At 73.4% G+C, this 24,762-nt stretch carries 24 protein-coding genes; 15 read left to right on the forward strand and 9 right to left on the reverse strand.

Annotated elements, in window-relative coordinates; translation table 11 throughout:
* Nucleotides 1–295: transposase family protein (locus Ae505Ps2_RS32975; RefSeq protein ID WP_283160286.1), on the forward strand; the 295-nt coding region annotated here is incomplete at its 5' end.
* Nucleotides 296–849: 554 nt separating this feature from the next.
* On the opposite strand, the gene Ae505Ps2_RS00075 is transcribed toward Ae505Ps2_RS32975, so the two are convergent.
* Nucleotides 850–1,626, reverse strand: a complete 777-nt coding sequence (locus Ae505Ps2_RS00075; protein ID WP_075310816.1) for a hypothetical protein — start codon at nucleotides 1,624–1,626, stop codon at nucleotides 850–852.
* 157 nt (nucleotides 1,627–1,783) lie between these two features.
* Nucleotides 1,784–2,152 (reverse strand): DUF4870 domain-containing protein, encoded by a 369-nt coding sequence (locus Ae505Ps2_RS00080; RefSeq protein ID WP_020627182.1) that lies wholly within the window; start codon nucleotides 2,150–2,152, stop codon nucleotides 1,784–1,786.
* Between the two features lie 237 nt (nucleotides 2,153–2,389).
* Between Ae505Ps2_RS00080 and Ae505Ps2_RS00085 the strand changes: the two genes are divergently transcribed.
* Complete coding sequence (locus Ae505Ps2_RS00085) at nucleotides 2,390–3,649, forward strand: acyl-CoA dehydrogenase family protein (protein WP_212567596.1); 1,260 nt, start codon at nucleotides 2,390–2,392, stop codon at nucleotides 3,647–3,649.
* Between the two features lie 32 nt (nucleotides 3,650–3,681).
* On the opposite strand, the gene nhaA is transcribed toward Ae505Ps2_RS00085, so the two are convergent.
* A complete protein-coding gene (gene nhaA / locus Ae505Ps2_RS00090) occupies nucleotides 3,682–5,022 on the reverse strand; it encodes a Na+/H+ antiporter NhaA (RefSeq protein WP_075553300.1) in 1,341 nt (446 codons plus the stop codon).
* Between nhaA and Ae505Ps2_RS00095 the strand changes: the two genes are divergently transcribed.
* On the forward strand, nucleotides 5,023–5,589 hold the full coding sequence (locus tag Ae505Ps2_RS00095; protein ID WP_020627179.1) for a DsbA family protein: 567 nt from the start codon (nucleotides 5,023–5,025) through the stop codon (nucleotides 5,587–5,589).
* Between the two features lie 95 nt (nucleotides 5,590–5,684).
* Nucleotides 5,685–6,329, forward strand: coding sequence for a TetR/AcrR family transcriptional regulator (locus tag Ae505Ps2_RS00100; RefSeq protein WP_075553301.1), 645 nt, complete (start codon nucleotides 5,685–5,687; stop codon nucleotides 6,327–6,329).
* Between the two features lie 94 nt (nucleotides 6,330–6,423).
* Here Ae505Ps2_RS00100 and Ae505Ps2_RS00105 read toward each other — a convergent pair whose 3' ends face one another.
* Both Ae505Ps2_RS00105 and Ae505Ps2_RS30075 read right to left on the reverse strand, forming a co-directional pair.
* Nucleotides 6,424–8,100 (reverse strand): cholesterol oxidase substrate-binding domain-containing protein, encoded by a 1,677-nt coding sequence (locus tag Ae505Ps2_RS00105; RefSeq protein WP_083695181.1) that lies wholly within the window; start codon nucleotides 8,098–8,100, stop codon nucleotides 6,424–6,426.
* 85 nt (nucleotides 8,101–8,185) lie between these two features.
* A complete protein-coding gene (locus Ae505Ps2_RS30075) occupies nucleotides 8,186–8,581 on the reverse strand; it encodes a hypothetical protein (protein ID WP_139320102.1) in 396 nt (131 codons plus the stop codon).
* Between the two features lie 275 nt (nucleotides 8,582–8,856).
* Here Ae505Ps2_RS30075 and Ae505Ps2_RS00110 point away from each other — a divergent pair, with 275 nt between their 5' ends.
* A complete protein-coding gene (locus Ae505Ps2_RS00110) occupies nucleotides 8,857–10,401 on the forward strand; it encodes a sugar transferase (RefSeq protein WP_075310810.1) in 1,545 nt (514 codons plus the stop codon).
* Nucleotides 10,398–11,162: a class I SAM-dependent methyltransferase gene (locus tag Ae505Ps2_RS00115; protein WP_139318956.1), complete on the forward strand. Its 765-nt coding sequence runs from the start codon at nucleotides 10,398–10,400 to the stop codon at nucleotides 11,160–11,162. Before Ae505Ps2_RS00110 ends, Ae505Ps2_RS00115 begins: the two co-directional genes overlap by 4 nt.
* A 28-nt stretch (nucleotides 11,163–11,190) precedes the next feature.
* Here the strand turns inward: Ae505Ps2_RS00115 and Ae505Ps2_RS00120 are convergent, their stop codons facing one another.
* From Ae505Ps2_RS00120 to Ae505Ps2_RS30770, 4 genes are read right to left on the reverse strand one after another with little or no spacing between them, the layout of a single operon-like run.
* Nucleotides 11,191–12,138: a GNAT family N-acetyltransferase gene (locus tag Ae505Ps2_RS00120; RefSeq protein ID WP_075333765.1), complete on the reverse strand. Its 948-nt coding sequence runs from the start codon at nucleotides 12,136–12,138 to the stop codon at nucleotides 11,191–11,193.
* Complete coding sequence (locus Ae505Ps2_RS00125) at nucleotides 12,135–12,917, reverse strand: FkbM family methyltransferase (RefSeq protein WP_020627172.1); 783 nt, start codon at nucleotides 12,915–12,917, stop codon at nucleotides 12,135–12,137. Before Ae505Ps2_RS00125 ends, Ae505Ps2_RS00120 begins: the two co-directional genes overlap by 4 nt.
* Complete coding sequence (locus Ae505Ps2_RS00130) at nucleotides 12,914–14,884, reverse strand: glycosyltransferase (protein WP_075553302.1); 1,971 nt, start codon at nucleotides 14,882–14,884, stop codon at nucleotides 12,914–12,916. Before Ae505Ps2_RS00130 ends, Ae505Ps2_RS00125 begins: the two co-directional genes overlap by 4 nt.
* Nucleotides 14,881–15,567, reverse strand: coding sequence for a hypothetical protein (locus Ae505Ps2_RS30770; protein WP_075310802.1), 687 nt, complete (start codon nucleotides 15,565–15,567; stop codon nucleotides 14,881–14,883). The genes Ae505Ps2_RS00130 and Ae505Ps2_RS30770 overlap by 4 nt, the downstream gene beginning before the upstream one ends.
* 279 nt (nucleotides 15,568–15,846) lie before the next feature.
* Here Ae505Ps2_RS30770 and Ae505Ps2_RS00140 point away from each other — a divergent pair, with 279 nt between their 5' ends.
* From Ae505Ps2_RS00140 to Ae505Ps2_RS00180, 9 genes are read left to right on the forward strand one after another with little or no spacing between them, the layout of a single operon-like run.
* Nucleotides 15,847–17,112 carry a glycosyltransferase family 4 protein gene (locus Ae505Ps2_RS00140; protein WP_043281494.1) on the forward strand — a complete coding sequence of 422 codons (1,266 nt, stop codon included), beginning with the start codon at nucleotides 15,847–15,849 and terminating at the stop codon, nucleotides 17,110–17,112.
* Nucleotides 17,109–18,383, forward strand: a complete 1,275-nt coding sequence (locus tag Ae505Ps2_RS00145; protein ID WP_139318955.1) for a hypothetical protein — start codon at nucleotides 17,109–17,111, stop codon at nucleotides 18,381–18,383. Before Ae505Ps2_RS00140 ends, Ae505Ps2_RS00145 begins: the two co-directional genes overlap by 4 nt.
* On the forward strand, nucleotides 18,380–19,345 hold the full coding sequence (locus Ae505Ps2_RS00150; protein ID WP_075553303.1) for an FkbM family methyltransferase: 966 nt from the start codon (nucleotides 18,380–18,382) through the stop codon (nucleotides 19,343–19,345). Before Ae505Ps2_RS00145 ends, Ae505Ps2_RS00150 begins: the two co-directional genes overlap by 4 nt.
* Nucleotides 19,342–20,610 (forward strand): O-antigen ligase family protein, encoded by a 1,269-nt coding sequence (locus tag Ae505Ps2_RS00155; RefSeq protein ID WP_075553304.1) that lies wholly within the window; start codon nucleotides 19,342–19,344, stop codon nucleotides 20,608–20,610. The genes Ae505Ps2_RS00150 and Ae505Ps2_RS00155 overlap by 4 nt, the downstream gene beginning before the upstream one ends.
* Nucleotides 20,607–21,683: a Wzz/FepE/Etk N-terminal domain-containing protein gene (locus tag Ae505Ps2_RS00160; RefSeq protein ID WP_075553305.1), complete on the forward strand. Its 1,077-nt coding sequence runs from the start codon at nucleotides 20,607–20,609 to the stop codon at nucleotides 21,681–21,683. Before Ae505Ps2_RS00155 ends, Ae505Ps2_RS00160 begins: the two co-directional genes overlap by 4 nt.
* Nucleotides 21,655–22,017, forward strand: coding sequence for a hypothetical protein (locus Ae505Ps2_RS00165; RefSeq protein WP_075553306.1), 363 nt, complete (start codon nucleotides 21,655–21,657; stop codon nucleotides 22,015–22,017). Before Ae505Ps2_RS00160 ends, Ae505Ps2_RS00165 begins: the two co-directional genes overlap by 29 nt.
* Nucleotides 22,014–22,781, forward strand: a complete 768-nt coding sequence (locus tag Ae505Ps2_RS00170; protein WP_020627165.1) for a methyltransferase domain-containing protein — start codon at nucleotides 22,014–22,016, stop codon at nucleotides 22,779–22,781. Before Ae505Ps2_RS00165 ends, Ae505Ps2_RS00170 begins: the two co-directional genes overlap by 4 nt.
* Before the next feature lie 17 nt (nucleotides 22,782–22,798).
* Nucleotides 22,799–23,824, forward strand: a complete 1,026-nt coding sequence (gene gmd, locus Ae505Ps2_RS00175; RefSeq protein WP_075310796.1) for a GDP-mannose 4,6-dehydratase — start codon at nucleotides 22,799–22,801, stop codon at nucleotides 23,822–23,824.
* Nucleotides 23,811–24,743 (forward strand): GDP-L-fucose synthase, encoded by a 933-nt coding sequence (locus Ae505Ps2_RS00180; RefSeq protein ID WP_075310794.1) that lies wholly within the window; start codon nucleotides 23,811–23,813, stop codon nucleotides 24,741–24,743. The genes gmd and Ae505Ps2_RS00180 overlap by 14 nt, the downstream gene beginning before the upstream one ends.
* Nucleotides 24,744–24,762: the final 19 nt, after the last annotated feature.

Here is a 24,762-nt window from a genome sequence, read left to right on the forward strand (position 1 = left end):
CCTGGCCGCGTTCACCGACGACACCCACGCCGCGCTGGGCGACCTCGGCTACGAAGGCGAAGCCGACCGGCTCACCGTGCCCATCAAACTCGCCCCCGGCCGCGGGCAGACGGTCAACCAGCGCACCGTCAACACCCTGCACTCAGCCCTTCGTGCTCTGGCCGAACGCGGAAACGCCCTGCTCAAGACCACCTTCGCCGCGTTGCGGCGAGTCACGCTATGTCCCTGGCGCACCGGCGCGATCACCGCAGCTGCGCTCGTACTACTCCACACCGAGTACGACCGCACGACATGATCAACCCGCTACTGAGAACACCTCAGTACATCGCAATGCGGGCAGAATTCACCCTGCCCATGGAGCCAGAAGAGCTCACAATCATGTTCCGTGCGTCGTGCCTCAGGCATAGATGTGCCGATCCAGAATGAAGAATTGTCAGGGGTTGCAATTCTGCCCGCATGGGCGCGCGAAGCGCAGCCGGAGCGGCCGCGCCTGCAGAACGATCACATAGACGCCCGAACGGTCCGGGCCCATGACTGTGGCGTGATACACCATGCCTTCTGTGTTATAAACGAGTATCGCGCGGGATTATGTGGTTCCGCACCGCATGAAGACATCCTACGATACCGAGCAGATGCGTCAAGAGGTTCCACGGACTGCAGTCGCACGCATAGTGCGCTCCGAAATTTGCTGGATAGGGATCCCTTTTTAACGTGGTGGTCGTGAGATAAACGCCGGGCGACAAGCCCTGCTCGCTGTACTTCCAGCGGCGTTGTCGACGCCGTCGCAGGTGTGTAGCCAGCTCGGTGGTGCTCGGTCTGCCCCATGAGGGCGACCAGCTGATCCGGCCGTCAGGTGACCGCGGGCGGCCAGTCGCTCCCGCCCCGGCGGTCCCGGGCGGCGGTCGCGGCGGCGTAGAGCTGAATGTCACGCAGGCCGACGCCGACGCCGGCCCGGCGGAGGTGGTGCACCAGAGGTGTCACCTCGTCCGCCCACCAGCGCTCGGCGAGTGCCCGGCGGTCCGGCAGGGGCGCCCCGCGCAGGGTCTCGCGGAAGGCCCATGCCTCTGCCGCGTCGGCCAACCGCATCCAGTCGGCGGTGCGGTCGAGCCAGAGCTCGGTCCGGATCGGGTCGGGCAGCGGGATGCGGGTGAGGAACTCACGCTCGGCGGCCTTGCTGGGCAGGTGCATCGCGCGCAGGCAGGCCATCGCATAGGCCACGGTGCAGACCCACCGCACCCGGGCCGGGAGGGCGACGACACCGCGCGCACGGGCGACCGAGACACGGTGGTGCCCGTCGACGACGAAGTACATCTCCCCCAGCCGCATCAGCTCGACCCGCGGGACCATCTGGCCGGGCCGGGCCATCAGCTCGGCGACCGCATCCCATCGCGCACGCAACTGCGGGTTGCGGAGCTGGAACTCGGCGTCGAAGTCGTCGGCCCGCCCGACGGTGCCGACGATCCGTTCGACGCGGACGTCGTCGGGATACTCCATCATGTCGCCGTCGCGACCGAGAGCGCGCACGGCGTCGGCGTACGGAACCAGCCGGGCCTCCGCGGTGCCGGGCCGCGACGGAGGGAGCCGCAGCCGGTCGCGTACGGCGTCGAGGGGGTTCCGTGCCTTCATGTGTGCCGCCCGGGGCGAGGTCGACGGTGGACGTCACAGAAGAGTATTCCGGAGGTCGACATCGGGACGTGTGATCGTTCCGACGGGTGGATCGACCTCTTTCTCGGGGTGCCGCGGCGTCACAGCGCCCGACGCCGCTGACCCGCGCAACCCGGACTCAGGACAGCACGCGCAGCTGGAACGGGTAGTCGTAGGCCCGGTTGTTCGACGCCCGCACCGCGCCCTTGATGTGGCACCACGCGGAGACGACGAACAGCGCGATCATGAGGGGGATCGCCACGAGGATCCCCACCACGGTGAAGATCAGGATCCAGCTGACGATGAACAGCACCCAGAACGACAGGTTGAAGTTGAACGCCCCGGCTGCGGCCCGCCGCGCGAACGGGTCGTCCTTCTTGACCAGCCACACCAGCAGCGGGCCGACCAGGCTCAGCAGCCCGGCGCTCAGGATCGCGGCGATCGGCGCCGAGAGGTGGGCGAGGATCGCGGCGATCCGGCTGGATTCGGCGGGGTACGGCTGCGACATCGAGGTCCTTTCGGGTCCGGCCGGCTCGGTACCGGTGGGCCGACCACCCTGCCAGTCCTGGAGCCGGCCGGCCGGAACCGGGCGACACACCGGTGCCCGACCACCCGGACGGGTGCTCGGGACCCCGATCACGAGCCCGCCGCGCGGGCGGCGCGGACCGGGGCGCGTCGAGACACACACCACTAACAGTCAGCAATGACTGTTAGTGTGCGCCTGTCGACCGAGGAGGGACGTTCCGTGACGATCGCCGAGCAGGGACGGGGCACCGAGACCCAGGTGCCGCGCACGCAGGACCGCATGGCCCACGACGTCTGGCTGCCCGACGAGATCGTCGCGGTCCGCGCGACGGCCCGCGCCGCCGTCGAGAAGCGGCTCGCCCCGCACGCCCGCGACATCGGCACCCGTGAGGAGTCCGCCGACAGCTTCCCGTGGGAGGCGTTCCGCGGCCTCGCCGAGGAGGGCCTGTTCGAGGTGCCGTTCGGCGCCGACTTCGGCGCGGGGCTGGCGCACCCGATGCTCGCCACCTGCACGGTCACCGAGGAGATCGCCTACCACTCGAGCTCGATGGCGGGCGTCTACGACGGCCAGTGCATCCTCGTCCCGCAGACGCTCACCTACGCCTCCGACGAGCTGCGCGCCCGGCTGATCCCCGAGCTGACCAGCGGCCGCGCCGCGTTCTCCTTCGCCACGACCGAGCCGGAGACCAGCTCGGACCTCACCGCGGAGCGGATGCAGACCGTCGCCGAGCCGACCGCCGACGGCGACTACCTGCTCAACGGGCGCAAGCGCTGGATCACCAACAGCGTCGTCGCCGGCTGGGTGTCGGTGCTCGTGCGCGCCGGGGCGGGCAGCGACCGGGCCGCCATGTTCCTCGTCGACCTGTCCACCCCCGGGGTCCGGATCGGTGCCCCCGACCTGAAGATGGGCCACCGGGGCCAGATCACCGCCGACATCGTGTTCGACGACGTCCGGGTCCCCGCCGGGAACCTGCTCGGTCAGTGGGGTGCGGGGCTGGGTGTCGCCCTGTCCGCGCTCGTCCGGGGCCGGATCGGGATCGGCGCGGCGGGCGTCGGCGTCGCCCAGGCCGCACTGGACCTGGCCGTGCAGCGGCTGCGCACGCGGCAGGTCTTCGGCGGACCGCTCGGCGCGATGCAGCACTGGCAGTTCACGATGGCCCAGCGCGCGACCGAGATCGAGTGCGCCCGCACGCTCTACCAGAAGGCCGCGACCCTGCTCGACCGCGGCGACCGGTCGGCCGAGCCCGAGGCCGCCATGGCCAAGGCCTACGGCACCCGGCTGGCCAACGACCTCGTCCGCGAGGCGATCCAGATCCACGGCGCACTCGGCTTCGCCCGCCAGGTGTCGGAGTCCGGCGAGTCGGTCCGCCTGGAGGAGATGTACCGGGACGCGAAGATTCTGGAGATCTTCGAGGGCGCCAACGAGCTCCAGCAGTGGATCGTGGCCCGGCAGCTGATCGGGCGCGACGTCACCGGCTGACCCCGTCGTCGCACGCGGGCCGTGGCGGCCGGTCAGTCCACCGGCCGCCACGGACGCGGCGGCAGCATCGGCAGCCCGCTCGGCGCGCACTGCCCACCGCGCTCGCCGGCCAGCCGGAACACCAGCCAGCCCGACAGCGCCGCCAGCACCGACCCGGTGAGGATCCCGATCTTCGCCTCGGCGATGAGCAGCTCGTCGGTGAGCGCGAGCTCGGTGACGAACAGCGCCACGGTGAACCCGATGCCCGACAGCGCCGAGCCGCCGAGCAGCTGCCCCCAGCGCAGCGTGTCCGGCACCCGTCCCAGCCCGGTGCGCAGCGCGACCCACGTCCCGACGGCGACACCGATCGGCTTGCCCATCACCAGCCCGAGCACGATGCCCCAGGTCAGCAGCGAGGTCGCCGCGGCGGACAGGGTCTCCGACGAGAGCACCACGCCGGCGTTGGCGAGCACGAACAGCGGCACGATGACGTAGCTGCTCCACGGCTGGATCGCCTGCTGCAGCCGCTCGTTCGGCGAGACGGCGGCGACCGCGACCGCACGGGCGGTGCGAGCCCGCTCCGGGGTCGGGTCGAGCAGGAAGTTCTTGCCGATCCGCACCGCCTCGACCATCTCCGTGCGGCGGGGTGCGTAGGCGTTGACCAGCAGCCCGAGCGCGACGCCGACGACGCTCGGGTGCACCCCCGAGCGCAGCACCGCGACCCAGCACAGGATCCCGACGACGGCGTAGAACGGCGTCCGCCAGAACCGCACCCAGCGCAGCGCGAGCAGCCCGGCGAGCAGCACGACGGCGACGAACAGCGCGAGCAGGTCGATCTCGTCGGTGTAGAACAGCGCGATCGCCAGCACCGCGCCGATGTCGTCGACGATGGCCAGCGCCAGCAGGAACACCCGCAGCTGGTCCGGGCAGCGCGGCCCGAGCAGCGCCAATACCCCGAGCATCACCGCGGTGTCGGTGGAGATCGCGATGCCCCAGGCGCCCGCTGCCTCACCACCGGCGTTGAGCGCGAGGAAGAACAACGCGGGGACGACGAGGCCACCCAGCGCGGCCGCGGCCGGTGCGGCCAGGGCGCGGAACCCGCGCAGCTCCCCCAGCGTCGTCTCGCGGGCGATCTCCAGCCCGACCGAGAGGAAGAACAGGACCATCAGGCCGTCGTTGACCCAGTGCCTCAGGTCGAGGTCGAGTGCGGCGTCGCCGAAGGAGACGGCCAGGCCGGTGTGCCAGAACGACTCGTACCCGGCCCCCAGGTTGGCCCACACCAGGGCCACGACGGCCGCCCCGACCAGCAGGACCGCCGATCCGGACTCGGTCCCGAGGAAGCGCCTCGCGGCATCGGAGAGGTCGCCGCGCTCGGCTAGGGTCACCACCGCCATGTGCTGATCCTGCCCTGCGCGGGTCACGACGAGGAGGCCGCCATCAGTCTGGACCCACCCGTCGGACCGTACGACCACGTCCTGGGCCCACCCGAGGCCGAGCTGACGCTGGTGGAGTACGGCGACTTCGAGTGCCCGTACTGCCGGGATGCGGCGCCGGTCCTGGAGCAGGTCCGCGCCCGCTTCGGGGACCGGCTGCGGTTCGTGTTCCGGCACTTCCCGCTGCACGAGGTGCATCCGCACGCCATCGCGGCGGCGCTCGCCGCGGAGATGGCCGGCTTCGAGGGCCGGTTCTGGGAGATGCACGACACGCTGTTCGCCCCCGGCCCGCCCAGGCTGCGCCAGGACGACCTGCGGGAACACGCCGTCGCCGCGGGGGTGCGTCCGGACCGGGTCGTCTGGCCGGCGACGCAGCTGGCGGAGGACCGGGTGGAGGCCGGGTTCAACGCGGCCGTGCGTTCCGGGGTCCGCGGCACGCCGACACTGTTCGTGAACGGGGAGCGCTACCGCGGCCAGGTCGGCGTCGCGGAGCTCTCCGCCGCACTGGACCCCGCGCTCACCTCGTAGCGGACGGAGCGGTCGGCGTCACCGGCCAGCCGGCGCGCCGGGCCGGATCACCTGCGCACGACAGACGCTTGACCTACACGATGTAACCTTGACGAATGGCAGCTGGAGACGATCGGCCGGGCGAGGCTCATCCCCAGGACGTCCAGGGCTTCCGTCACGGCCGGGTCCCTCGGGCGGTACGCGCGCAACAGCTCCTGGACTGCGCGGAGGCGTTGTTCGTCGAGCACGGACTGGACGGTGTGTCGGTCGAGGACATCTGCCGGGCGGCCGAGGTGAGCCGACCGGTCTTCTACGACCACTTCGGCTCGCGGACCGGCGCCTACATCGCCTGCGTACGCCGCATCCGGCAGGAGTTCCAGGAGGGACTGCTCGGACTCATGCGCGCGGCGGAGCCGGCCGACCTGGCGACCGTGTTCCGGGTCGCGGGCGAGGCGTTCTTCACCCTCATCGAGCAGGCCCCGCATCGCTGGGCGATGCTCTACCCGGCCATGGGTCTGTCCCGTGAGTCGGCCGACCAGCTGGAGTCCCTGCGCGAGGAGACCGTGCAGACCCTGGTGGTGCTCATCCGGACACGCCTCCCGGAGTTCAGCACGACCGACGCCATGGTGGCCGCCCAGATGATCTCCGGCGGCGGCGAGCAGCTGGGCCGTTGGTGGCTCCGACACCGTGACGAGGCATCTCGCGACGAGGTCATCGACGCCTACCAGCGCTACGCCACCGCCGCACTGCTCGGGATGTGACGCACCGGCCCCCTTCCGGCCGCACCGACACCGTGTGACCCGCGGGACGCGGACGTGCACGGCGTCCCGCCGCCGGGTGGTGGAACGGTCCCGCTCAGATTCCGAGCGTGTCGTGCAGGTCCGCGGTGACGACCCGGTGCGGGTCGAACGCCGCGAAGGCGTCGCGCGCGGCGGCCCACCCCGGGAAGACCTGCGGCATCGAACCGATCACCTGGGAGTCGGTCCACGGGCCGCTCGCGGTCGTCGCCCACCGCTTGGCCCACTCCGGCCGCACGGTGGCGTACCCGCGGAACGCCGACCGCACGAACGCCTCCATCTCGGCGAAGAACTCGTACTCGTGCGGAGTACCGGGCAGGCCGAGGGCGTCGAGCCAGACGACGGTGTCGCGGTCGGGGTGGCCGGGCACCGGCTGCGATGCCGACAACGCCGGGACCACCGCCCCCGGGACCTCGCAGTCGGCCGGGTCGTCGACACCGGTCACCCGGATCTCCACGCAGGAGTTGAGCGGATAGCGCCCCTGCGCGGCGTACCGGGCCAGGGCCCCGGTGATGAACGAGCTGAACTCGTGCACGACCCGCTGTGCGTCGGCCCGCGCGACGACGACGGCGTGGCTGCCGGCGCTGACCCGCAGCGTCGTCGGCTTCACGAAGTGGATGGAGTCCTTCGCCGGCCCCCACATGTCGCGGGCGCCGACGGCGGTCAGTCCGGCGACGGTGGCGCCGTACACGGTCTTGCCGAACAGCGGCGCCACCTCCGGGTGACCGGACACGATCGCCGACAGCGGCTGCTCGACGACTGCGGGGACGTTGTCGGCGAAGGGGTAGTTGTACGGCCCGAGCGTGGGCCGCGACAGCAGCGGCCGCCGCGGGGTGACCGTCCACTCCTGGATCCACGGGTGGTCGGAGAAGGTGTACCAGATGGCGCCGACCCGCCCGGACCGGTCGAGCATCGACGACATCGACCGGGCGGTGGTGCGCCCCGGGGCCGCGAAGAACTCGGTGGCCGGGATGTCGGTGTGGTTCCGGCAGCGCAGGTCGTAGGCGGGCTGTACCCGCAGCCGGACCTCGGTGAGCACGATGCGCCCCAGCCCGGTGAGCAACGCGGCACACCCGGGGTCCGACCGGTCGAAGGTCCGCTCGGCGAAGCCGCCCCGCGCCGCGTCCCAGACCACGGCGGTCACCGCGGTCACGAGGTTGGACACGGAACCGAAGCTCTGCCCGCGCACCCGTCGCTCACCGGCCGCGGGCACCGAGGACCCGTGTCCCCCGACGGCCAGCACGCCGGCGACCGTCACGTCGCCCGGAGCGGGGGCGTTCGTGATCGACGCACCGTTGCGGTGCAGGAACGAGAGCAACCGGTCCATCCGGGCACCGGCCTGGACCCGCACCTCGCCCGGGGCGGTCATCGTCATACCGGTCAGCCCCTGGGTGAGGTCGGCGACGAGGATCTTCGCCCCCTCGTTCTGCCCCCGTGAGACGGCCAGCGGGGACCAGTTGTGGCGGTAGCCGCGCGGCCGCACCCGGTACCCGGATCGGTGCGCCCAGTCGAGCACCGCGACCACGTCGGCCGGCGTACGCGGAACGCAGGTCCACAACGGATCGGTCGTGATCACCCCGTCCCAGTTCTCGAAGACCTCCCGGTGCACCGGGACGCCGGCGGGGAAGTCGGGCAGGGACGTACCCATCTGGGCGGGCGTCCGGACACCGACGAGGACCGCCGTTCCGGCCAGTGCCGCACCACGCAGGACCGCCCGGCGTGTCAGTTCTCGCATGTTCGCTCTCCTCGATGTCGCGGCCGGCCGACCACCCGGCCCCGCCCGAGGCGGACGGGGCCGAATGACGATCGATCGGGTCAGCTCACTGGCGGGGCGACGCGCACAGCGCGGCCACGTCGCCCACCGTCGCCGGGACGTGGAACAACGTGTCGTTGACGGCGTAGATCGGGTACTGGAGCAGCGAGGTCTCCGCCTGGCCGAGGATCTTCCCGGGGTCGCCGCTCTGCAGGGCGGCGAGGTTCGCCGCGAGCTGGGCCTGGCCGTCGCGACCGTGGGCGGCGAAGTTCTTGTCCAGCCAGTCCAGTGTCGCGAACGGCCCCTGGCACAGGGGCGCACGCTGCAGCGAGGCGTCGTGCGAGGGGCTCCACACGCCGTCGCCCACCGGCTCGTCCGCCATCGCCGTGCCGGTGAACAGCAGACCGGCGACCACCACGCCGCCCATCAGTGCCGCAGTCCTCTTGAACCAGTTCGCATTCATGGCTTTTCCTCTCGTGGACTTCCGTGGAGACTTCACAGTAACCGACGCTACCGATATCTCCTACTGTCACGGACCTCACATGCTCCGGCGACCTCGAACCCCCCGCATCCAGGCCTTTTAGTACGACGGTCGAGCTCGGCGACGCTCAGTAGGCAGCCGGTCACCATTCGACAGGTGATTCCCACCTCGCCGCATCTCCGGTTTCGTATATCAATAGCGCTTGTTACTGTGGGCGTTCCGCTGACACGCGCCCCCGCCCGATCCGAGGAGCCCACGTGAGTTCCCAGCACCCGCTCGTCGTGGCCGCGGCGCCCGACCAGACCGCTCCACCGGTCCCCCGGCCCCGAGAGACCCTTCTCCGTCGGCCCCCCGGTCCCACGCCCCCGGTCACGCCCGTCTCCCGTCCGCACCGCCCGATCCGGCGGGCCTCCAGGGCGTCGCGCACCGCGGCCGCGGACCTGGCGACGATCCTGCTGACGGTGACCGGGGCGGTGGCGTCGGGGATCGGCGGGGCCCAGCCGGCCGACCGGCTCGCCGGCGCCGTCACCACCGCGGTGGCGCTCGTCGGCGCGCTGGCGCTGGTCCGCTCCTGGTCGCCGGAGGTCGTCGGCAGGAGGGCCGAGGAGTTCCGGCGGCTCGGGCAGGCGGTGCTGGTCGCCGGCGGCGTGCTGGCGGCCGGCGGACTCGCCGCGAGCGGGATCGCACCGACCGCGGACCCCGCGCGCACCTGGGCCCTGGTCGTCGTCCCGGTGACGGGGGTCCTGCTGGGGGCCGTCCGGCTGGTGCGCGACCGGTTCCTCCGACGGCGCCGACGCCGGGGAGTCGGCCTCACCCCGGTTCTCGCGGTCGGCCCGGCCGATGCCGTCGCCGACCTCGTCCGACGGGCCCGCACCGACCGCGGTTCCGGATGGGAGGTGACCGGGGTCTGTACGCCCGCCGCCACCCGTACGGGACCTGCCGCGGTCGAGGACGTCCCCGTACTCGGCGACCAGGACGACGCGGCGAGTGTCGCCCTGCGCCACGGACACCACGTCGTCGTCGTGTGCCGTTCGGCCGGTGCCGGCCCCGCCGAGCTCCGCCGCCTGGCCTGGTCGCTGGAGGACACCCCCGTCGAGCTGGTCGTCGATGCCGGGCTCGTCGACGTGACCGCCCGGCGGGCGTCCCTGACCGACCTCGACGGCCTCCCGCTGCTGCGCCTGCCCCGGCTGCGACTCGACGGGGCCGCGCGGACGCTCAAGCACACGTTCGACCGGGCGGCCGCGCTGGCGATCCTGCTCCTCACCGCCCCGTTGCTGCTGGTCGTCGCGCTGGCCGTGCGCTGCGGCGACGGCGGCCCGGTCTTCTTCCGCCAGGAGCGGATCGGCGTTCGGGGCAGGCCCTTCGAGATGCTGAAGTTCCGGACGATGGTGCCCGACGCCCCGCAGCTGCGCGCCGGGCTGCACGCGGTGGACGAGGGGGCGGGCCCGCTGTTCAAGATGCGGCGCGACCCACGGGTGACCCGGGTCGGGGCGGTCCTGCGTCGGTACTCGCTCGACGAGCTGCCGCAGCTGTTCAACGTCGTCGGCGGATCGATGAGCCTGGTCGGCCCGCGTCCGCCGCTGCCGGGCGAGGTGGCGACCTACTGCGACCGTGCCCGACGCCGGCTGCTCGTGCGGCCAGGGATGACCGGGCTCTGGCAGGTCAGCGGCCGCAGCACCCTGAGCTGGGAGGAGTCGCTGACACTCGATCTGCGCTACGTGGAGACCTGGTCGCTGTGGCTGGACCTGATCATCCTGGTGCGCACCGTGCGCGCGGTGCTGCGAGGGGACGGGGCGTGGTGAGCCGCACCCACCGGCTCGCGGACGTGCTGCGCGCCGAGCGACGACGGCTGGCGGACGACCTGCACCGGTCGCGGAGCGGGCTCGGGGAGAGCGGCGCACCGCGTGCGGTCGCCGGGTTCGTCGTGGCCAAGACCGTGGCACTCGGACACCGGTGCCTGCGCCGCGCCGCGGAGACCGCGGTCGACCGTCGCTACGGCATCCGGACCGCCGGAATGCTCCGGCCGGACTCCCCGGGCGACACCCCCGACCCGCACGCCGCCTACGCCTACCAGCCGGTGGGGCTGCGGCGCTTCCGCGCCGTGGTGGCGGCCTGTGCGACGACACCGTCGGTCACCACCTTCCTGGACCTGGGATGCGGACGGGGGCGGGCCCTGGCGCTCGCCCGAGCGCACGGCTTCGCCCGGGTCGTCGGGGTGGAGCTCGATGCGGAGCTGGCCCGCACCGCGCGTGCCAACCTGGCCGCGGGCGGATCCACCGCGGTGGTGGTCCACACCGGCGACGCCGCGACGACGACGGTCCCGGCGGGACCGCTGCTGGTGTTCCTGTTCAACCCCTTCGGCCCCGCCGTGCTGCGACGCGTGCTGGACCGTGTGGCCGAGCAGGCGAGCGGCCCGGTGACCGTCGGCTACGTCAACCCGGTGCACCGCGCCGTGCTCGACGACGACCCGCGCTGGGAGCGCACGGCCACCGCGCGCTGGTGGTCGGTGCACCGGCTGCGCCGACCGCCCGGGCCCCACCCGGACGACACCGGGTCGTCCTGAGCTCCGGGGTACTTCCTGAGATCCGGGGTCATCCCGAACGCAGCATCCGCAGCCCGGGCAGGGCCCGCTCCGCCACGGTGACCGGGTGCGACGTGCCGCCGAACTGCCGTTTGAAGCGGTCGATGCCCTCGTCCGGCACGCCCAGCAGGTCCAGCGTGTGCGCGCCCCGCCCGCACGCCCAGGCGATCGCGTCCCAGTACAGGAGCACCCCGGCCGGTGAGTCGCGGTGCTCGGGCAGGACCCCGCCCGCCCAGGTCACCGCGTACCCGTCGAGGCAGACGGTGGCCAGCACGGCGTGCACCCGGCCGTCGACGTCGCGGGCCTCGGCCAGGTGCACCGCCGCCGGACCCGCCGTCAGGTCGTCGTAGCGGGGTGGGAAGACGCCACGCAGCCCGTCGCGACGACCGCGGGAGGCGAACGCCGCCCGCACGGCACGTCCCAGCGAGCCGGTGTCGCGGACCGGGTGTACCTCGATGCCCCGTGCCCGCGCCCTGCGGACCTTCTTGCGGCACTGCGTACTCGTCCCCGCCCAGAGCGCGTCGACCCCGACACCGAGGTCCAGCAGGTAGGTGCGCTCGTGGGACACGGTGTACCCGCACGCACGGAGCACCTCCTCAGACGGGCTCTCCACCGGGGAGAACCCGTAGCGCTGCACCCCGACCCCGTGCCGGAACGACCAGCGGGTGGCGAGCTCCAGACCCTCCGCGAGGTCCGCGGCCGCGAGCACCGGTCCGACGTAGGGCGTCGGGGACCAGCTGACCAGGCCCAGCGGGCCGATCCGCCGGCACAGCAGGGGCAGGATGCCGATGGGCTCGCCGGACCGCTCGACGACCATCGGGTGCAGCATGGTCGCCGTCATCGCCGCGGCCGACCGGAGCCAGGTCAGGTCGTGGAAGGGGATCGGGGCGCGCCCCGAGGCGGCCCGTGCGGCATCCCACCGGGCGGGATCGGTGCACGGCCGCAGACGCGTGGTCACCCCGCTACCCGGCGGAAGGTCAGGTCGGCCTGGAGCTGCTCGCCGTCCACCCCGGTGCTGATGCCCGCGACATGGACCAGCCGGAACCCCCGGCCCGCCAGATGGGCGACGACGTCGCCCGCGAGCGGCTGACCCACGTAGAGCTCGACGAACGAGCACTCGCAGAGGATCTCCTGCACCGAGTCGAGCACCCGGGTGGCGCCGCGCAGCACCTCCAGCTCGTAGCCCTGCACGTCGATCTTCAGCAGGGCGGGCTGCGCGATGTCGGCGTCGAGGTGCTCGTCGAGGGTGGTGACCGGTACCTCGCGCACCCCGGCCTCCGCGGTGCCGTGGAACTCGTGGGCCTGCCGGCCGATCGGCAGCAACGAGGAGGAGTCGTCGGCGGCCGAGACGTGCAGCGTGCACCGGCCGGGCCGGGCTCCCACGGCGGCGACGTGCACCTCCACGGGGCCGTCCACCACTGCGCGGATCCGCCCCGCCGCCTCGGCGAGGGGCTCGAAGCACACGATCCGGGCGTCGGGGTGGCGGTCGCGGATCCAGGAGGCGAACTGTCCCCGCGAGGCCCCGACGTCGACGACGGTCGCGAACGGGCCGCCGAGACCGGAGTCCTGGTGGTCGGTGGCGGCCAGCACACCCTGGCGCAACGCGGCGCGCAGCCGGGGACGCCGGGCCACCCGGACGAGCTTGCGCACCCGCAGGCGGGTCCTGTCCAGCGTCGTGTGGAGGCGGGTGCGTCGGGTTCCCGGCGTGCGCGGGGGTGTGGTCACGTGCAGGGTCATTCCGGGTGCTCCCCGAGGGCGTCGACGGTTCCGGCGAGGACGGCACGGCGGACCCGGGCGTCGCGCCGGGCGACACGGTCGGGCAGGTAGCGGGCAGCGGCGGGGCCGGCGGCCGCGGCCAGCGCGGCCCGCCGGGCGGGATCGGCCAGCAACGCGGCGATCTCGCAGGACAGCGCCGCGCTGTCACCGGCCGGCACCACCACGGCGACCCCGGCGGCGGCGAGGTCGTCGCCGACGTAGACCTCGTCGGAGACGAGCACGGGCATCCCGGCCTGCACCGCCTCCACCGGGGCGATGCCGAAGTTCTCGTTGTCGGAGTGCAGGACGAACAGGTCCGCCGCGGCCAGGGCGTCACGTTTGCGCTGCCCCCCGAGGTACCCGACCAGGTGCACCGCCGACGGGTGGTCCAGGCCGGCGACCCGCGACCGCAGCTCCGTGGCGAACGCCGGGTCCCCGGATCCGGCCACGACCAGCACCGCGTGCGGGTCCTCGGCCCGGACCCTGTCCACGGCCTCGACCAGCCGGATCAGTCCCTTCTTGCGGTCGAGCCGGCCGAGGAAGAGCACGATCCGTGCCTGTGCGGTCAGCCCTAGCGAGGCCCGGAACCCGGCTCCGTCTCCGGGGCTCGACGGGGCGTCCACCGGCAGTGCGGTCACCACGGTGCAGGGCGCGGCGCCCAGGCCCGCCAGATTGGCCGACTCGCGCTGCGCGGTCAGCCAGACCGCCGCGCAGTCCTCCAGCAGCCGGCGCAGCGCGGGACGCAGCATCCGCTTGAGCCACGGGTGGTTGTGGGCCATGTCGTAGGGCTCCAACGAGCCGTGCGGCCGGATCACCAGGGGCACACCGGACCGGCGAGCGGCCCACCAGCAGGCGAGCGCGGGGATCGAGAACACCTCGTGCACCTCGAGCAGGTCGTAACGGTGCGCGTGCCGGCGCAGCCACCCCACCAACGACCAGGACAGCGCCCAGCAGCCGGGCCACGATCGCCGGCACGCCACCAGGTCCACGTCGCCCAGCTCCTCGGCGCCGGGCAGCTCGTCGGGCGAGCCGACCGTGGTCAGCAGGGTCGCCCGGTCGCCGACGGCCCGGGTGGTGCGGGCCACCGCCACCGCCGCGGCCGCCGACCCGCCCTGCTCGGCGCCGATGCGACCCAGCACGTGCAGCACCCGCAACGGCCCCCTCGGCCCCGGAGTGGTCCCTGCGGACCCGACTGCCGGCTCGGGACGCACCCGGACCCGGTGGAGGCGGAACCCCACCATCCGCTGGAAGTGACGCAGCCCGTTCGGGAGCCCGACCGGCGACCGGTTGTCGACCAGGTAGCGGACACCACGTGCCACCAGCTCGCACTGCAGACGGTGGACGGCGAGGTAGCGGGCACCCGACCGGTCCGGGCCCGGGGCCAGGGTGCGGAAGTAGCGCACGCACCCCCACCCACCGTCCACCGGAGCGACGGACAGCAGCAACGGCAGGCCCTCCGCGGAGTAGACCGCCAGCCACAGGTCGAAGCGCACGAGGTCCCCGTTGTCCGCGTCGGGATTGCGGTAGGCCCCGGGCTGGGAGCGCTCCCACTCGTCGGCCAGGGCCACCAGCCGGCGTCGCTCGTCGGGATCGTCGACGGTCTCGCACCGCAGTCCGGCGGCGGTCGCGTGGCGTACCTGGCGGCGCAGGGTGCGGTTGGGCCGTCCGGACCCGACGTCCTCGACCCGGTCGGGCAGGACGACGACCGAACGATGCTCCCAACGCCCGAACCGGACACGTCCCTCGCGGAAGACCGCACGCAGTGCCCGGCCGTCCGGGCCCGCGGAGAAGCGGGCTTCCAGCACGGGCAACGCCGCGATCGCGCGCACGGCCCGCAGGACGTCCCCGGGGTTGTGCAGCAGATGCCCCAGTGGCGACCCCCCGGACGCCACGTGCTCCTGCAGCCGACCGTAGATCTCGGAGAGCTCCGACTCGGACACCCCGCTCATCGGGCGATCTCCTCGTCGGCCACGAGGAACCCCGTGTCCGGGGCGAGGGTGCCCAGCGCCCTCGCGGGGACACCGCCGTAGAGGTGGTGGCTCCCGTGCAGCGGGCGGACCACGACCGCACCGGCCGCGACGAGACTGTGCCCCGCGACCTCCGCCCCCGGCAACACCGTGACCCGTGCCGCGAGGACGGTGCGCTCCCCCACCACGATCGGCTGCGCGGTCTGGCTGTGGGTCGCCGGGTCGAACGAGTGGGTCATCAGCAGCGACTGGTAGCCGGCGACCGTCGCCCGCTCCCGGAGCTCGATCCGGGCCGTGCAGTCCAGCAGGTGCAGCACCATGATGCGGGCGCACGGGCCGAGGACCAGCTCCGGTGACCGGTCGACCCCCTGGAGGAAACCGCGGTCCCGCCGGACGGCGTTGACCCAGTTCAGGTGGGCCAGGACCGCCGACCTTCCGAGGGTGACCCGGTCCAGCCCCCGGACGACGTTCAGATGACCGATCTCGGCCCCGGGCCCGAGTTCCAGGTGACCGACGTCCACCAGGGAGAAGCCGACCCTGGCCGTGGGATGGATGCTGTGGCCCAGTACGTGCACCAGGATCGGACGACGCACCGCCCACGGCAGGGCGGCCGCGAGCAGCGCGCACGCGGTACGCAGGCGCCGGGACCGGACTCCGAACGGCATCGTGACTCCCTGTTCGAGCAACGAGACTATCAGTAACAGTCGTTACTGCTTATAAAGATAATGCCCGTTCTCGACCACATCAGCAAGCATGAGCGACAACCCGGACCCTTCCGGAGACACCCGGAAAGGAAACGTAAACATCGCGGAGCAACTGTGTCGACCGCCACTTCACTGTTAACGTAGCGACAGTTACCGTCGACAAGGACATCAAGGGATCAGTCCTCCTCGCAGGGCAAACGCCCCCACCCCACCCGAACGACCCGTAAGCAGGAGGCCCATATGAAGCGCCTTGACATCCTGATAGTGGGCCTCAACTACTCTCCGGAGCCGACCGGAATCGCTCCGTACACGACAGGTATGGCGCACGCCTTCGCAGAAGCCGGACACCAGATAACTGTCGTTACTGGGTTTCCACACTACCCCCGGTGGCGAAGCGAGGACGGCTGCCGGGTCCGCCGTCAGGAGTGGGACGGGCCGGTGCGGATCACCCGGGTGCCCCACCCCGTCCCCCGCGACGGCGGCCCGATGGGCCGCATCGCGATGGAAGCCGTGTTCGCCACGGCCGCGGCGAGGGTCGTTCCCGATCCGCCCGACGTCGTGGTCGCGGTGAGCCCCGCCCTGCTCGGCGTGGCCGCCGCGCAGGTGCAGCGCCGCCGCGGCCGCCGGGCCGGACGGACGACGGCGCTCGGGGTCGTCGTCCAGGACCTCTACGGCGCGGGTGCCCACGAGCTCGGCGGGGCGCGCGGCCCCCTGAGCAGCGTCGGCCCGCGGGCCCGACACGTGCTGGCCGACCTGGTCACCCGCACCGAGACCGCGCTGCTGCGTCGCGCCGACGGGATCCTCACGGTGCACGAGGTGCTGCGCGACCGGCTCGTCGCCCAGGGGATCCCCGGTGCGGACGTCGACGTGGTGCACAACTGGACCCACGTCGCGGGCCCGGTCCGCGACCGCGACACCGTCCGCTCCCGGCTGGGGCTGCGGCCCGACCGGCACGTCGTGATGCACGCCGGGAACATGGGGGCCAAGCAAGGGCTCGACGGGGTCGTCGAGGCGGCCCGGCTCGCCGAGGGCTGGGACGTGCCGGTCGAGTTCGTCCTGGTCGGCGACGGCAACCAGCGGGCCCGCATCGCCCGGGCCGCCGAGGGATGCTCACGGATCCGGCTGCTGCCGCCGGTCCCCGAGGACGACTTCCCCGACGTGCTCGCCGCCGCCGACGTGCTGCTGCTCCACGAGCGCCCCGGTCTGCGCGAGACCTGCGCACCCAGCAAGCTGACCTCCTACTTCGCCGCCGGCCGGCCGATCGTGGCCGCCACCGACGCGCGCAGCCCCGCCGCGGCCGATCTGCGTACCGCGGAGGCCGGCGTCGTCGTCGGGCCGGGTGACCCCGGCGCGCTGCTCAGCGCGATCGAACGGCTGATCGGCCAGGACACCACCGAGCTGGGCCACCGCGGCCGGGACCACGCCCGCGAACGCTGCTCGGCCGCGCAGGCCCACGCGGGATACCTCGGCTGGCTCGACCGCCTGTGCCGGAGCGGGGTCGCATGATGCCCGAGACCCTGCGCACGGCCCGGCCCGTCGGACTCGGGCACCATCTCCCCACCGTCCTGGGCATCAGCTCCCAGCTCGTCAACGCCGGGACCAACGTCGCCACCGTCTACCTGGCATCGCTGTTCCTCGCCCCCGACGCCTTCGGCACCTTCGCCGTCGGGTTCGCCGGGGTGACCGTCGTGCTCGCCTGTGCCCGCGGGCTCATCGGCTCCTCCCTGCTCGTCCACCTGCCCGCCGTCGAACCGCACCGCAGGGCGCCACTGGCCCGCTCCGCCCTGGGGCTGGCGTGGTGGGGCACCCTTCCCGCGGTGGCGGCCCTGCTCGTGCTGGCCGCGGTGATCGACGGCACGCTGGTGTGGCTGCTGCCCGGTGTGGTGTTCAGCCTCGTCCAGGACGTCGGCCGCTCCACCTTCCTGGCCGGGGGACGACCCGGCGCCGCGCTGACACTCGACTCGGTGTGGGCCGTGGTCCAGGGTGCCACCCTGGTGCTGGGGCACTGGGCGCTCGGACAGGTCTCGGCCGGCCCGGTCGGCCTCCCGCTGCTGGCGCTCTCCTGGGGTGCGGGCGCGCTGGCCGGGGTGCTGGCGCTGCTCTGCCTGGCCGGGGTCGACGGCCTGCCGTCGCCCCCGGGCCCCTGGATGCGGGCCAGTGGGGACATCGCCGGCTGGTTCACCGCCGTGGCGGTCGTCGCCCAGGTCGAGCTGTTCCTGGTGCTCGCGACGGTGGGGCTGGTCCTCGGTCCCGCCGACGCGGGCGGGCTGCGTGCCGTGCAGCTGCTCGTCTCCCAGCCCGCCACCGTCGTGCTCGGGGCCATGCTGGTCCTGGCGACCCCGACGGTGGCCACGGCCGCACAGGGCCCCGGCGGTACGTCCCTGCGCACGGTCCACCGACAGGTGGTCCGCCAGGTGGCCCCGGTCGTCGTCGGCGTCGCCGTGGTCGCGGCGCTGGCCGGCCCGTTGATGCAGCTGCTGTTCCCGCGGTGGTCCGGCTACGCGCCGCTCGCGCTGCCGGTGGCTCTGCAGACCGGACTGCTCGCGTGGTGCATGCCCGCGATGGCCCTGCTGAACGGCACGCGGCGCGGTCGGGTCTCGCTCGCGCTGCACCTGTGCCGCAGCACCGTCGTGGTGGCCGGGACCGCGCTCGGCGGTGTGCTCGGCGGCGCCGCGGGGGCCGCGTGGGCGCTGGCCGTCGTCGCCGCGGTCGTCCTGCTCGGGACCGCCGCGGTCGTCCGCCGGGAGCTGCGCAGGACACCGGGCGGTGCCCGATGACCGGCCCGAGGCTCTCCTTCGTCGGCCGGTCCAGGGTCCGTGCCCGCCGGCTGCTCGCCCGGCTGCTCCGTGCGGTGCCCGGCCGCACCGTCGACTGGGCGCACCGACACTGGATCACCGACGACGGCAGGACCGACCCCCGTTGGGCGCCGGTGACGCGGCTGCTGTTCCACCGGCCGCTGCACCAGACCGTCGTCACGGTCCCCGGCAGCGGCGGCATCCGCCTGCACGTCGTGGGGGCACGGCTCGAACGGACGCTGTACTGGTTCGGGGAGCAGGGCTACGAGCCCGGGGAGGCCGCCTGGTGGCGGCTGCTGTGCAGCCGGGCGACCGCGGTCCTCGAGATCGGCTCCAACATCGGCTGGTACACCACGGTCGGCGCCGCGGCGGCCCCGGTGGGGGGCTATCTCGCGGTCGAGGCCAACCCCGAGGCCGCCCGCGCCACCCGTCGCAACCTCGAGCTCAACGGGCTCGGCCACGGTGCGGTGCTGACCGCGGCCGCGGTGGGACAGGGTGCTCCCTCGTCGCTGTACCTGGCGCTGCCCGACCAGGAGTCGTTCTCCGCGGCACCGACCGGGTCCTACCTGCGCGGGCACACCGAAGGGACCGCCGACCGCGCCGCACGGCGCTCGCTCACCGTCCCGACCCTGTCCGCCCGGCATCTCATCACCGGCCGTGACCTGGTCAAGCTCGACGTGGAGGGGGCGGAGGCCGGGATCCTGGAGTCGGCCCTGGACATCATCCTGCGCGACCGGCCGATCCTGCTGGTGGAACGGATGCCCGACACACCGCGGCTGGACCGGGTGCTCGAACAGCTCGTGGGCGGCGGGTACCTCGTGCTGCGGCTCGGGACGCAGCTGCAGCCCGCCGGCCCGCGCCCGCCGGTCGACGAGCACTACGACGTGCTGCTCGTCCCCGCCGAGCGCGGTGCGGTCCCGGTACACCTGGGGGACCTCCGATGACCGGCCCGGACCCGCGGGCGGGTACCGCCGCCGCACGCATCGGAGAGCTGCTGCTGGCCGCCGCGGTGCTCAGCGCACCGTGGAACGCCCTGGGCTGGAGCCCGTTCAAGCCGGCCCCGCTCCTGCTGGCCGCGGCCTGCCTGGCGCTGGCCGTCGACGCGTGCCTGCGATGCCGGCCACTGGTGGTACCGGCCTGGGTGTGGCCGTTGAGCGCCGCGATCGCGCTCGCGACGGTCACCTCGGTCCTGTTCCACCCCACCGGGGCCTACCTGGCCGGACGCTATCTCCCCGACCACGTGCCCTCCGCCGACGAGATCGGTGCTGCGCCGGTGCTGGGCCTGGTCGCGGGCCTGCAGTGGCTGGTCGCCGCGTTCGCGCTGCCCCTGGCCGTCTGCGTGGCGGCACCGGGGCGACCGCAGCTGATCGGGCGCCTGTGCGCGGCCTGGCTGCTCGGGGCCGCGGTGAACGCGCTGGTCGCGGTCGGCGACGCCACCGGGCTGACCTCGATCTCGGCGAACCTGATCGACGCCGTCGACGTCGGGGGCAGGCAGACCGGGCTCTCGGTCCAGCCCAACCACCTGGCCATCGCCTCGGCCCTCGCCCTGCCCCTGGCGGTGCACCGGACACTGCACGGTCGGCACCGCGGCGCCGCGCTGCTGTGCATCGCCGCCCTCGTCGGCGGTCTGGTCGTCGCGCAGTCCCGCGGCGGGACCGTGCTGGCGGTCCTGGGGGCGCTGGGGGTCCTGGTCACCGACCGGTGGGCACGCGTGCGTCTGCTCGGACCGGGGCTCCTGGTCGTCGCGGCCGGACTCGTCACCGTGCTCGTCGCGGGCGACCGGCTGCCCACGGTGGCGTCGCAGCTGCGCATCACCGGTTCGGCCTCGGCGCAGGCCAGCGACACGATCCGGGCCTCGATCCTGCAGCAGGCCGTCGACGACGCCCGGCACAGCCCGGTCACCGGGGTCGGGCTGGCCGTCCTGCCCCAGGGCCACTCCATCTGGGTGCAGCTCGTCGCCGCCGGAGGGGTGCTGCTGCTGGTCGGTTTCGTCCTGTCCGCCGCCGGGATGCTCGCCGACGCCCACGCCCTGCGCGGCCGGTACGAGGGTCTGTCCCTCGCCCTCGGGGTGAGCGTCGCGGCCTGGCTCGTCGGAGGCCTGGTCGAAAACCAGCTCGCCGACCTCTACCTCTACACCGCCCCCGCCCGCCTGGCGGGGCTCCACGCGTCCTCCGCGACGCCCGTCCCCTCCGGGAAGGCCCTCGTATGACCTCCGCGACCCTGCTGCACGTCCTGTCCGCCCACCGCCGTCTGCTGCTCGCCGGAGCGCTCCTCGGCGTCCTGCTGGCGGCGCTGGCGGCCCTGTTCGTCCCGCCCACCTACGACGCGACGACCAGCATCTACGTCACCGCCCGCGCCTCCGGCGACGATTCGACGTCGGCCTACCAGGGCACGCTGCTCTCCCAGGACCGCATCGCCTCCTACCGCGCGCTCGCGACCTCCCACCGGGTGCTCGTGCCGGTGGTCGAGCAGCAGGGCCGGGCCGAACCGGCCGAGGACCTGGCGGGCCGGATCTCCGTCACCGCGGCGCCGGAGTCGACCGTGCTGTCACTGACCGTGTCCGGCCCGGATCCGGTACAGGACGCGGAGACGGCGAACGCCGTCGCCGGCCGGTTGGTCGCCGTCGTCGGGGAGCTGGAACGGTCCGCCCGCTCCGGCGTGCAGCTGGAGACCGTCGACCCGGCGCGCCCGGCCGTCCGGCCCTCGTCACCGGGGCTCGCGACGACGGCGCCGGTCGCCGCCGTCGCGGGGCTGATCGTCGCGGCGGGGGTGGCCCTGGTCCGGCACACGACCGACCGCAGGGTCGGCCACCGGTTGCCCGCCCTCAGCGGGGCACCGTTGCTCGGCAGGCTGCCGGTGCACCCCCGGCGGGCACGCGACGGGAGCCGGCTCGGCTCCCCCGAGGTCACCGACGGTGCCCGCCGCCTGCGCACCGCGGTGACCGCCCGTGGCGGCAACCGGGCGGTGCTGGCCGTGGCGAGCGCCGTGCGCGGAGAGGGCCGCACGACCACCGCGCTGGCCCTGGCCGCGGCGTTCGCCGGCACCGAGCGGGTGGCCGTGGTCGAGGCGGACCTGCGGAACCCCGGGATCGCCGGGCTCCTCGGTCTGCCCCCCCGACCGGGGTCTGGCCGAGGTCCTCGCGGGCCGGGCGACGCTCGGGGACGCGATGCTGCGGTGGGACGCGGCCGGGGTCGACGTACTGGTGGCCGGCGGCCCCGGTGCCGGGCTCGGGGCCGATCTTCAGGGCCCGGCCATGGCCGGGGTGCTGGCGCTGCTGCGTGAGCGCTACGACGTGGTGCTCGTCGACGGCCCCGCGGTCCGGGAGTCCTCCGAGGCGGTCGAGCTGGCCCGCCTCGCCGACGGTGTCCTGCTGGTGTGCCGCACCGACTCCACCGGCGCCGACGAGCTGACCGCGGCGGTCGACGAGCTGGGCGCCGTGCACGTGACGCCGATGGGGTCGGTCGACACCGGAGGGCACGCCTCCGACCGGGACACGGAACCGACCGCCGCCCCGACACGGGACCCGGACGTGCTGGAGCCGGACCCGGACCGTCCCGGGGACACCGGCCGCTACCGGCACCGCGCCCGTCGTGCCCTGCCCGGGAGGTCCCGATGAGGGCCCCGCAGGAGGCGACCGGACGGCTGGAACGCCACCGACACCGCACGCTGCCCGAGCTCGGTGCCGGCGGGTTCTCCCGGCTCGACGGGGCGGTGGAGTTCTACCAGCGGGTCCGGGCCCTCGTCGGGCCGGACGACGTGGTCCTGGACCTCGGTGCGGGCCGTGGCTGCTTCGTCGAGGACCCCGTCGAGCACCGCCGGGAGCTGCGACGACTGCGCGGCAGGGTCGGGGCGCTGGTCGGCGCCGACGTCGACCCGGTCGTCACCACCAACCCGACGCTGGACCGCGCCCACGTGATCGGGCCCGACGGGTTCCTGCCGCTGCCGGACGCCTCGGTCGACGCGGTGGTGGCCGACTTCGTCCTCGAGCACGTCCGGTACCCGGCCCGGACCGCCGCCGAGCTCACCCGGGTGCTGCGGGTCGGGGGCTGGATCTGTGCCCGCACCCCCAACCGCTGGGGGTCGATCGCCCTGCCGGCCCGGCTGGTCCCCGACCGGCTGCACCGCAGGGTCCTGGCCCGGGTGCAGCCGGGCAAACAGGAACGCGACACCTTCCCGACGGCGTACCGGATGAACACCGCGGCCGACCTGCGCCGCTGGTTCCCCGAGACGTCCTTCCGCCACTGCTCCTACACCCACGACAGCGAACCGGCCTACGTCGGCCGGTCGGTGCTGGCCTGGTCGGCGTTCCGCGCCGTCGCGGCGATCACCCCTCCGCCCCTGCGGTCCATGTGGATGGTCTTCATCCAGCGGACCGCCTGACCCCTTCAGGAGTCCCGATGTCCCACACCCCGCCCCGCGCGCTGATCACCGGCATCACCGGCCAGGACGGCTCGTACCTGGCAGAGCTGCTCCTCGCCAAGGGCTACGAGGTGCACGGCCTCATCCGCCGCGCCTCCACCTTCAACACCAGCCGCATCGACCACCTCTACCAGGACCCGCACGAGCCCGATGCCCGGCTGTTCCTGCACTACGGCGACCTGACCGACGCCTCCCGGCTCGTCACGCTGATCGAGAAGATCCACCCCCGCGAGATCTACCACCTCGCCGCCCAGTCCCACGTGCGCGTCTCCTTCGACGAACCCGAGTTCACCGGCAACACCACCGGCATGGGCACCACCCGCCTGCTCGAGGCCATCCGCATGGTCGGGCTCGACTGCCGCTTCTACCAGGCCAGCAGCTCGGAGATGTTCGGTGCCAGTCCGCCGCCGCAGAACGAGTACACGCCCTTCCACCCCCGCTCCCCCTACGGTGCGGCCAAGGTCTACAGCTACTGGATCACCCGCAACTACCGCGAGGCGCACGGCATCTACGCCGTCAACGGCATCCTGTTCAACCACGAGTCCCCCCGACGCGGGCCGACCTTCGTGACCCGCAAGATCGCCCGCGCCGCCGCCCGCATCTCCGCGGGCCTGCAGGAACACCTCCACCTCGGCAACCTCGACGCCGTCCGGGACTGGGGCTACGCACCCGAGTACGTCGAGGGCATGTGGCGGATGCTCCAGGCCGACCAGCCCGGCGACTACGTCCTCGCCACCGGCACCGCCTACACCGTCCGCGACTTCGCCCGGTTCTGCTTCGACCACGTGAACCTGGACTGGCGCCAGCACGTCCGGTTCGACCGGTCCTACCTCCGCCCCTCCGAGGTCGACGCGCTCGTCGGGGATCCGGGCAAGGCCCACGACGAGCTCGGGTGGACGCCCCGGGTCACCGCCCCGGAACTCGCCCGCATCATGGTCGACGCCGAGCAGCCCGCTCCGCGTGCGACCCGCCTGGTCGTGGAGGGTCTCGATGCTGCCTCGTGACGCACGCCTGTACGTGGCCGGGCGACGCGGTCTGGCCGGCTCCGCGGTCGTCCGGGCCGCGCAGGCGGCCGGGTTCACCGACGTCGTGGGTGCCACCAGCGACGAGCTCGACCTGCGCGACCGGGCGGCGGTGTTCGAGCATCTGCTCGACCTGCGTCCCACGGCGCTGGTGCTGGCCGCGGCGAGGGTCGGCGGCATCCTGGCGAACAGCTCCCGGCCCGCGGACTTCATCTCCGAGAACCTGCAGATCCAGGTCAACGTGATGGACGCGGCGGCCAGGGCCGGGGTCCGACGGCTGCTGTTCCTCGGCTCGTCGTGCGCCTACCCGAAGTTCGCCGGGCAGCCGATCCGGGAGTCCAGCCTGCTGCAGGGCTCGGTCGAGCCCACCAACGAGGCCTACGCCGTCGCCAAGATCGCCGGGTTGATGCAGGTCAGGGCGGTCCGCAACCAGCTGGGGCTGCCGTGGATCTCGGCGATGCCGACGAACCTCTACGGGCCGGGGGACAACTTCGACCCGCACGACTCACACGTGGTCCCCGGGCTGATCCGGCGGCTGCACGACGCCGAGCGCCACGGTGCGGGCACCGTCGAGCTGTGGGGTTCGGGCACGCCGCGCCGCGAGCTGCTGCACGCCGACGACCTGGGGAGCGCGGTGATCCACCTGCTCGACCACTACGACGATCCCGAACCGATCAATGTCGGGAGCGGGTTCGACGTGGCGATCAGCGACCTGGCCGCGATGATCGCGGGCGTGGTCGGCTTCCGGGGGCTGATCGTGCCCGACCGACGGCGTCCGGACGGGACGCCCCGCAAGCTGCTGGAGACCACCCGGATCCGGGGACTCGGCTGGCAGCCGACGGTCGAGCTGCGCGACGGGCTCGCCGACACCTACGCCTGGTTCCTCGAGCATGCGTGCTGAGGTGCGCGTCCGACCGACC

The organism is Pseudonocardia sp. Ae505_Ps2, from assembly GCF_001932425.1.
Taxonomy (GTDB): Bacteria; Actinomycetota; Actinomycetes; order Mycobacteriales; family Pseudonocardiaceae; genus Pseudonocardia.

Coding starts and splice junctions, on each gene's coding strand:
- Ae505Ps2_RS00140 (WP_043281494.1), top strand. CDS start 15,847: ATGAAGCGCCTTGACATCCTGATAGTGGGCCTCAACTACTCTCCGGAG.
- Ae505Ps2_RS00155 (WP_075553304.1), top strand. CDS start 19,342: ATGACCGGCCCGGACCCGCGGGCGGGTACCGCCGCCGCACGCATCGGA.
- Ae505Ps2_RS00080 (WP_020627182.1), bottom strand. CDS start 2,152: ATGTCGCAGCCGTACCCCGCCGAATCCAGCCGGATCGCCGCGATCCTC.
- Ae505Ps2_RS00075 (WP_075310816.1), bottom strand. CDS start 1,626: ATGAAGGCACGGAACCCCCTCGACGCCGTACGCGACCGGCTGCGGCTC.
- Ae505Ps2_RS30075 (WP_139320102.1), bottom strand. CDS start 8,581: ATGAATGCGAACTGGTTCAAGAGGACTGCGGCACTGATGGGCGGCGTG.
- Ae505Ps2_RS00170 (WP_020627165.1), top strand. CDS start 22,014: ATGAGGGCCCCGCAGGAGGCGACCGGACGGCTGGAACGCCACCGACAC.
- Ae505Ps2_RS00100 (WP_075553301.1), top strand. CDS start 5,685: ATGGCAGCTGGAGACGATCGGCCGGGCGAGGCTCATCCCCAGGACGTC.
- Ae505Ps2_RS00145 (WP_139318955.1), top strand. CDS start 17,109: ATGATGCCCGAGACCCTGCGCACGGCCCGGCCCGTCGGACTCGGGCAC.
- Ae505Ps2_RS30770 (WP_075310802.1), bottom strand. CDS start 15,567: ATGCCGTTCGGAGTCCGGTCCCGGCGCCTGCGTACCGCGTGCGCGCTG.
- nhaA (WP_075553300.1), bottom strand. CDS start 5,022: ATGGCGGTGGTGACCCTAGCCGAGCGCGGCGACCTCTCCGATGCCGCG.
- Ae505Ps2_RS00130 (WP_075553302.1), bottom strand. CDS start 14,884: ATGAGCGGGGTGTCCGAGTCGGAGCTCTCCGAGATCTACGGTCGGCTG.
- Ae505Ps2_RS00105 (WP_083695181.1), bottom strand. CDS start 8,100: ATGCGAGAACTGACACGCCGGGCGGTCCTGCGTGGTGCGGCACTGGCC.
- Ae505Ps2_RS00125 (WP_020627172.1), bottom strand. CDS start 12,917: ATGACCCTGCACGTGACCACACCCCCGCGCACGCCGGGAACCCGACGC.
- Ae505Ps2_RS00160 (WP_075553305.1), top strand. CDS start 20,607: ATGACCTCCGCGACCCTGCTGCACGTCCTGTCCGCCCACCGCCGTCTG.
- gmd (WP_075310796.1), top strand. CDS start 22,799: ATGTCCCACACCCCGCCCCGCGCGCTGATCACCGGCATCACCGGCCAG.
- Ae505Ps2_RS00150 (WP_075553303.1), top strand. CDS start 18,380: ATGACCGGCCCGAGGCTCTCCTTCGTCGGCCGGTCCAGGGTCCGTGCC.
- Ae505Ps2_RS00180 (WP_075310794.1), top strand. CDS start 23,811: ATGCTGCCTCGTGACGCACGCCTGTACGTGGCCGGGCGACGCGGTCTG.
- Ae505Ps2_RS00165 (WP_075553306.1), top strand. CDS start 21,655: ATGGCCGGGGTGCTGGCGCTGCTGCGTGAGCGCTACGACGTGGTGCTC.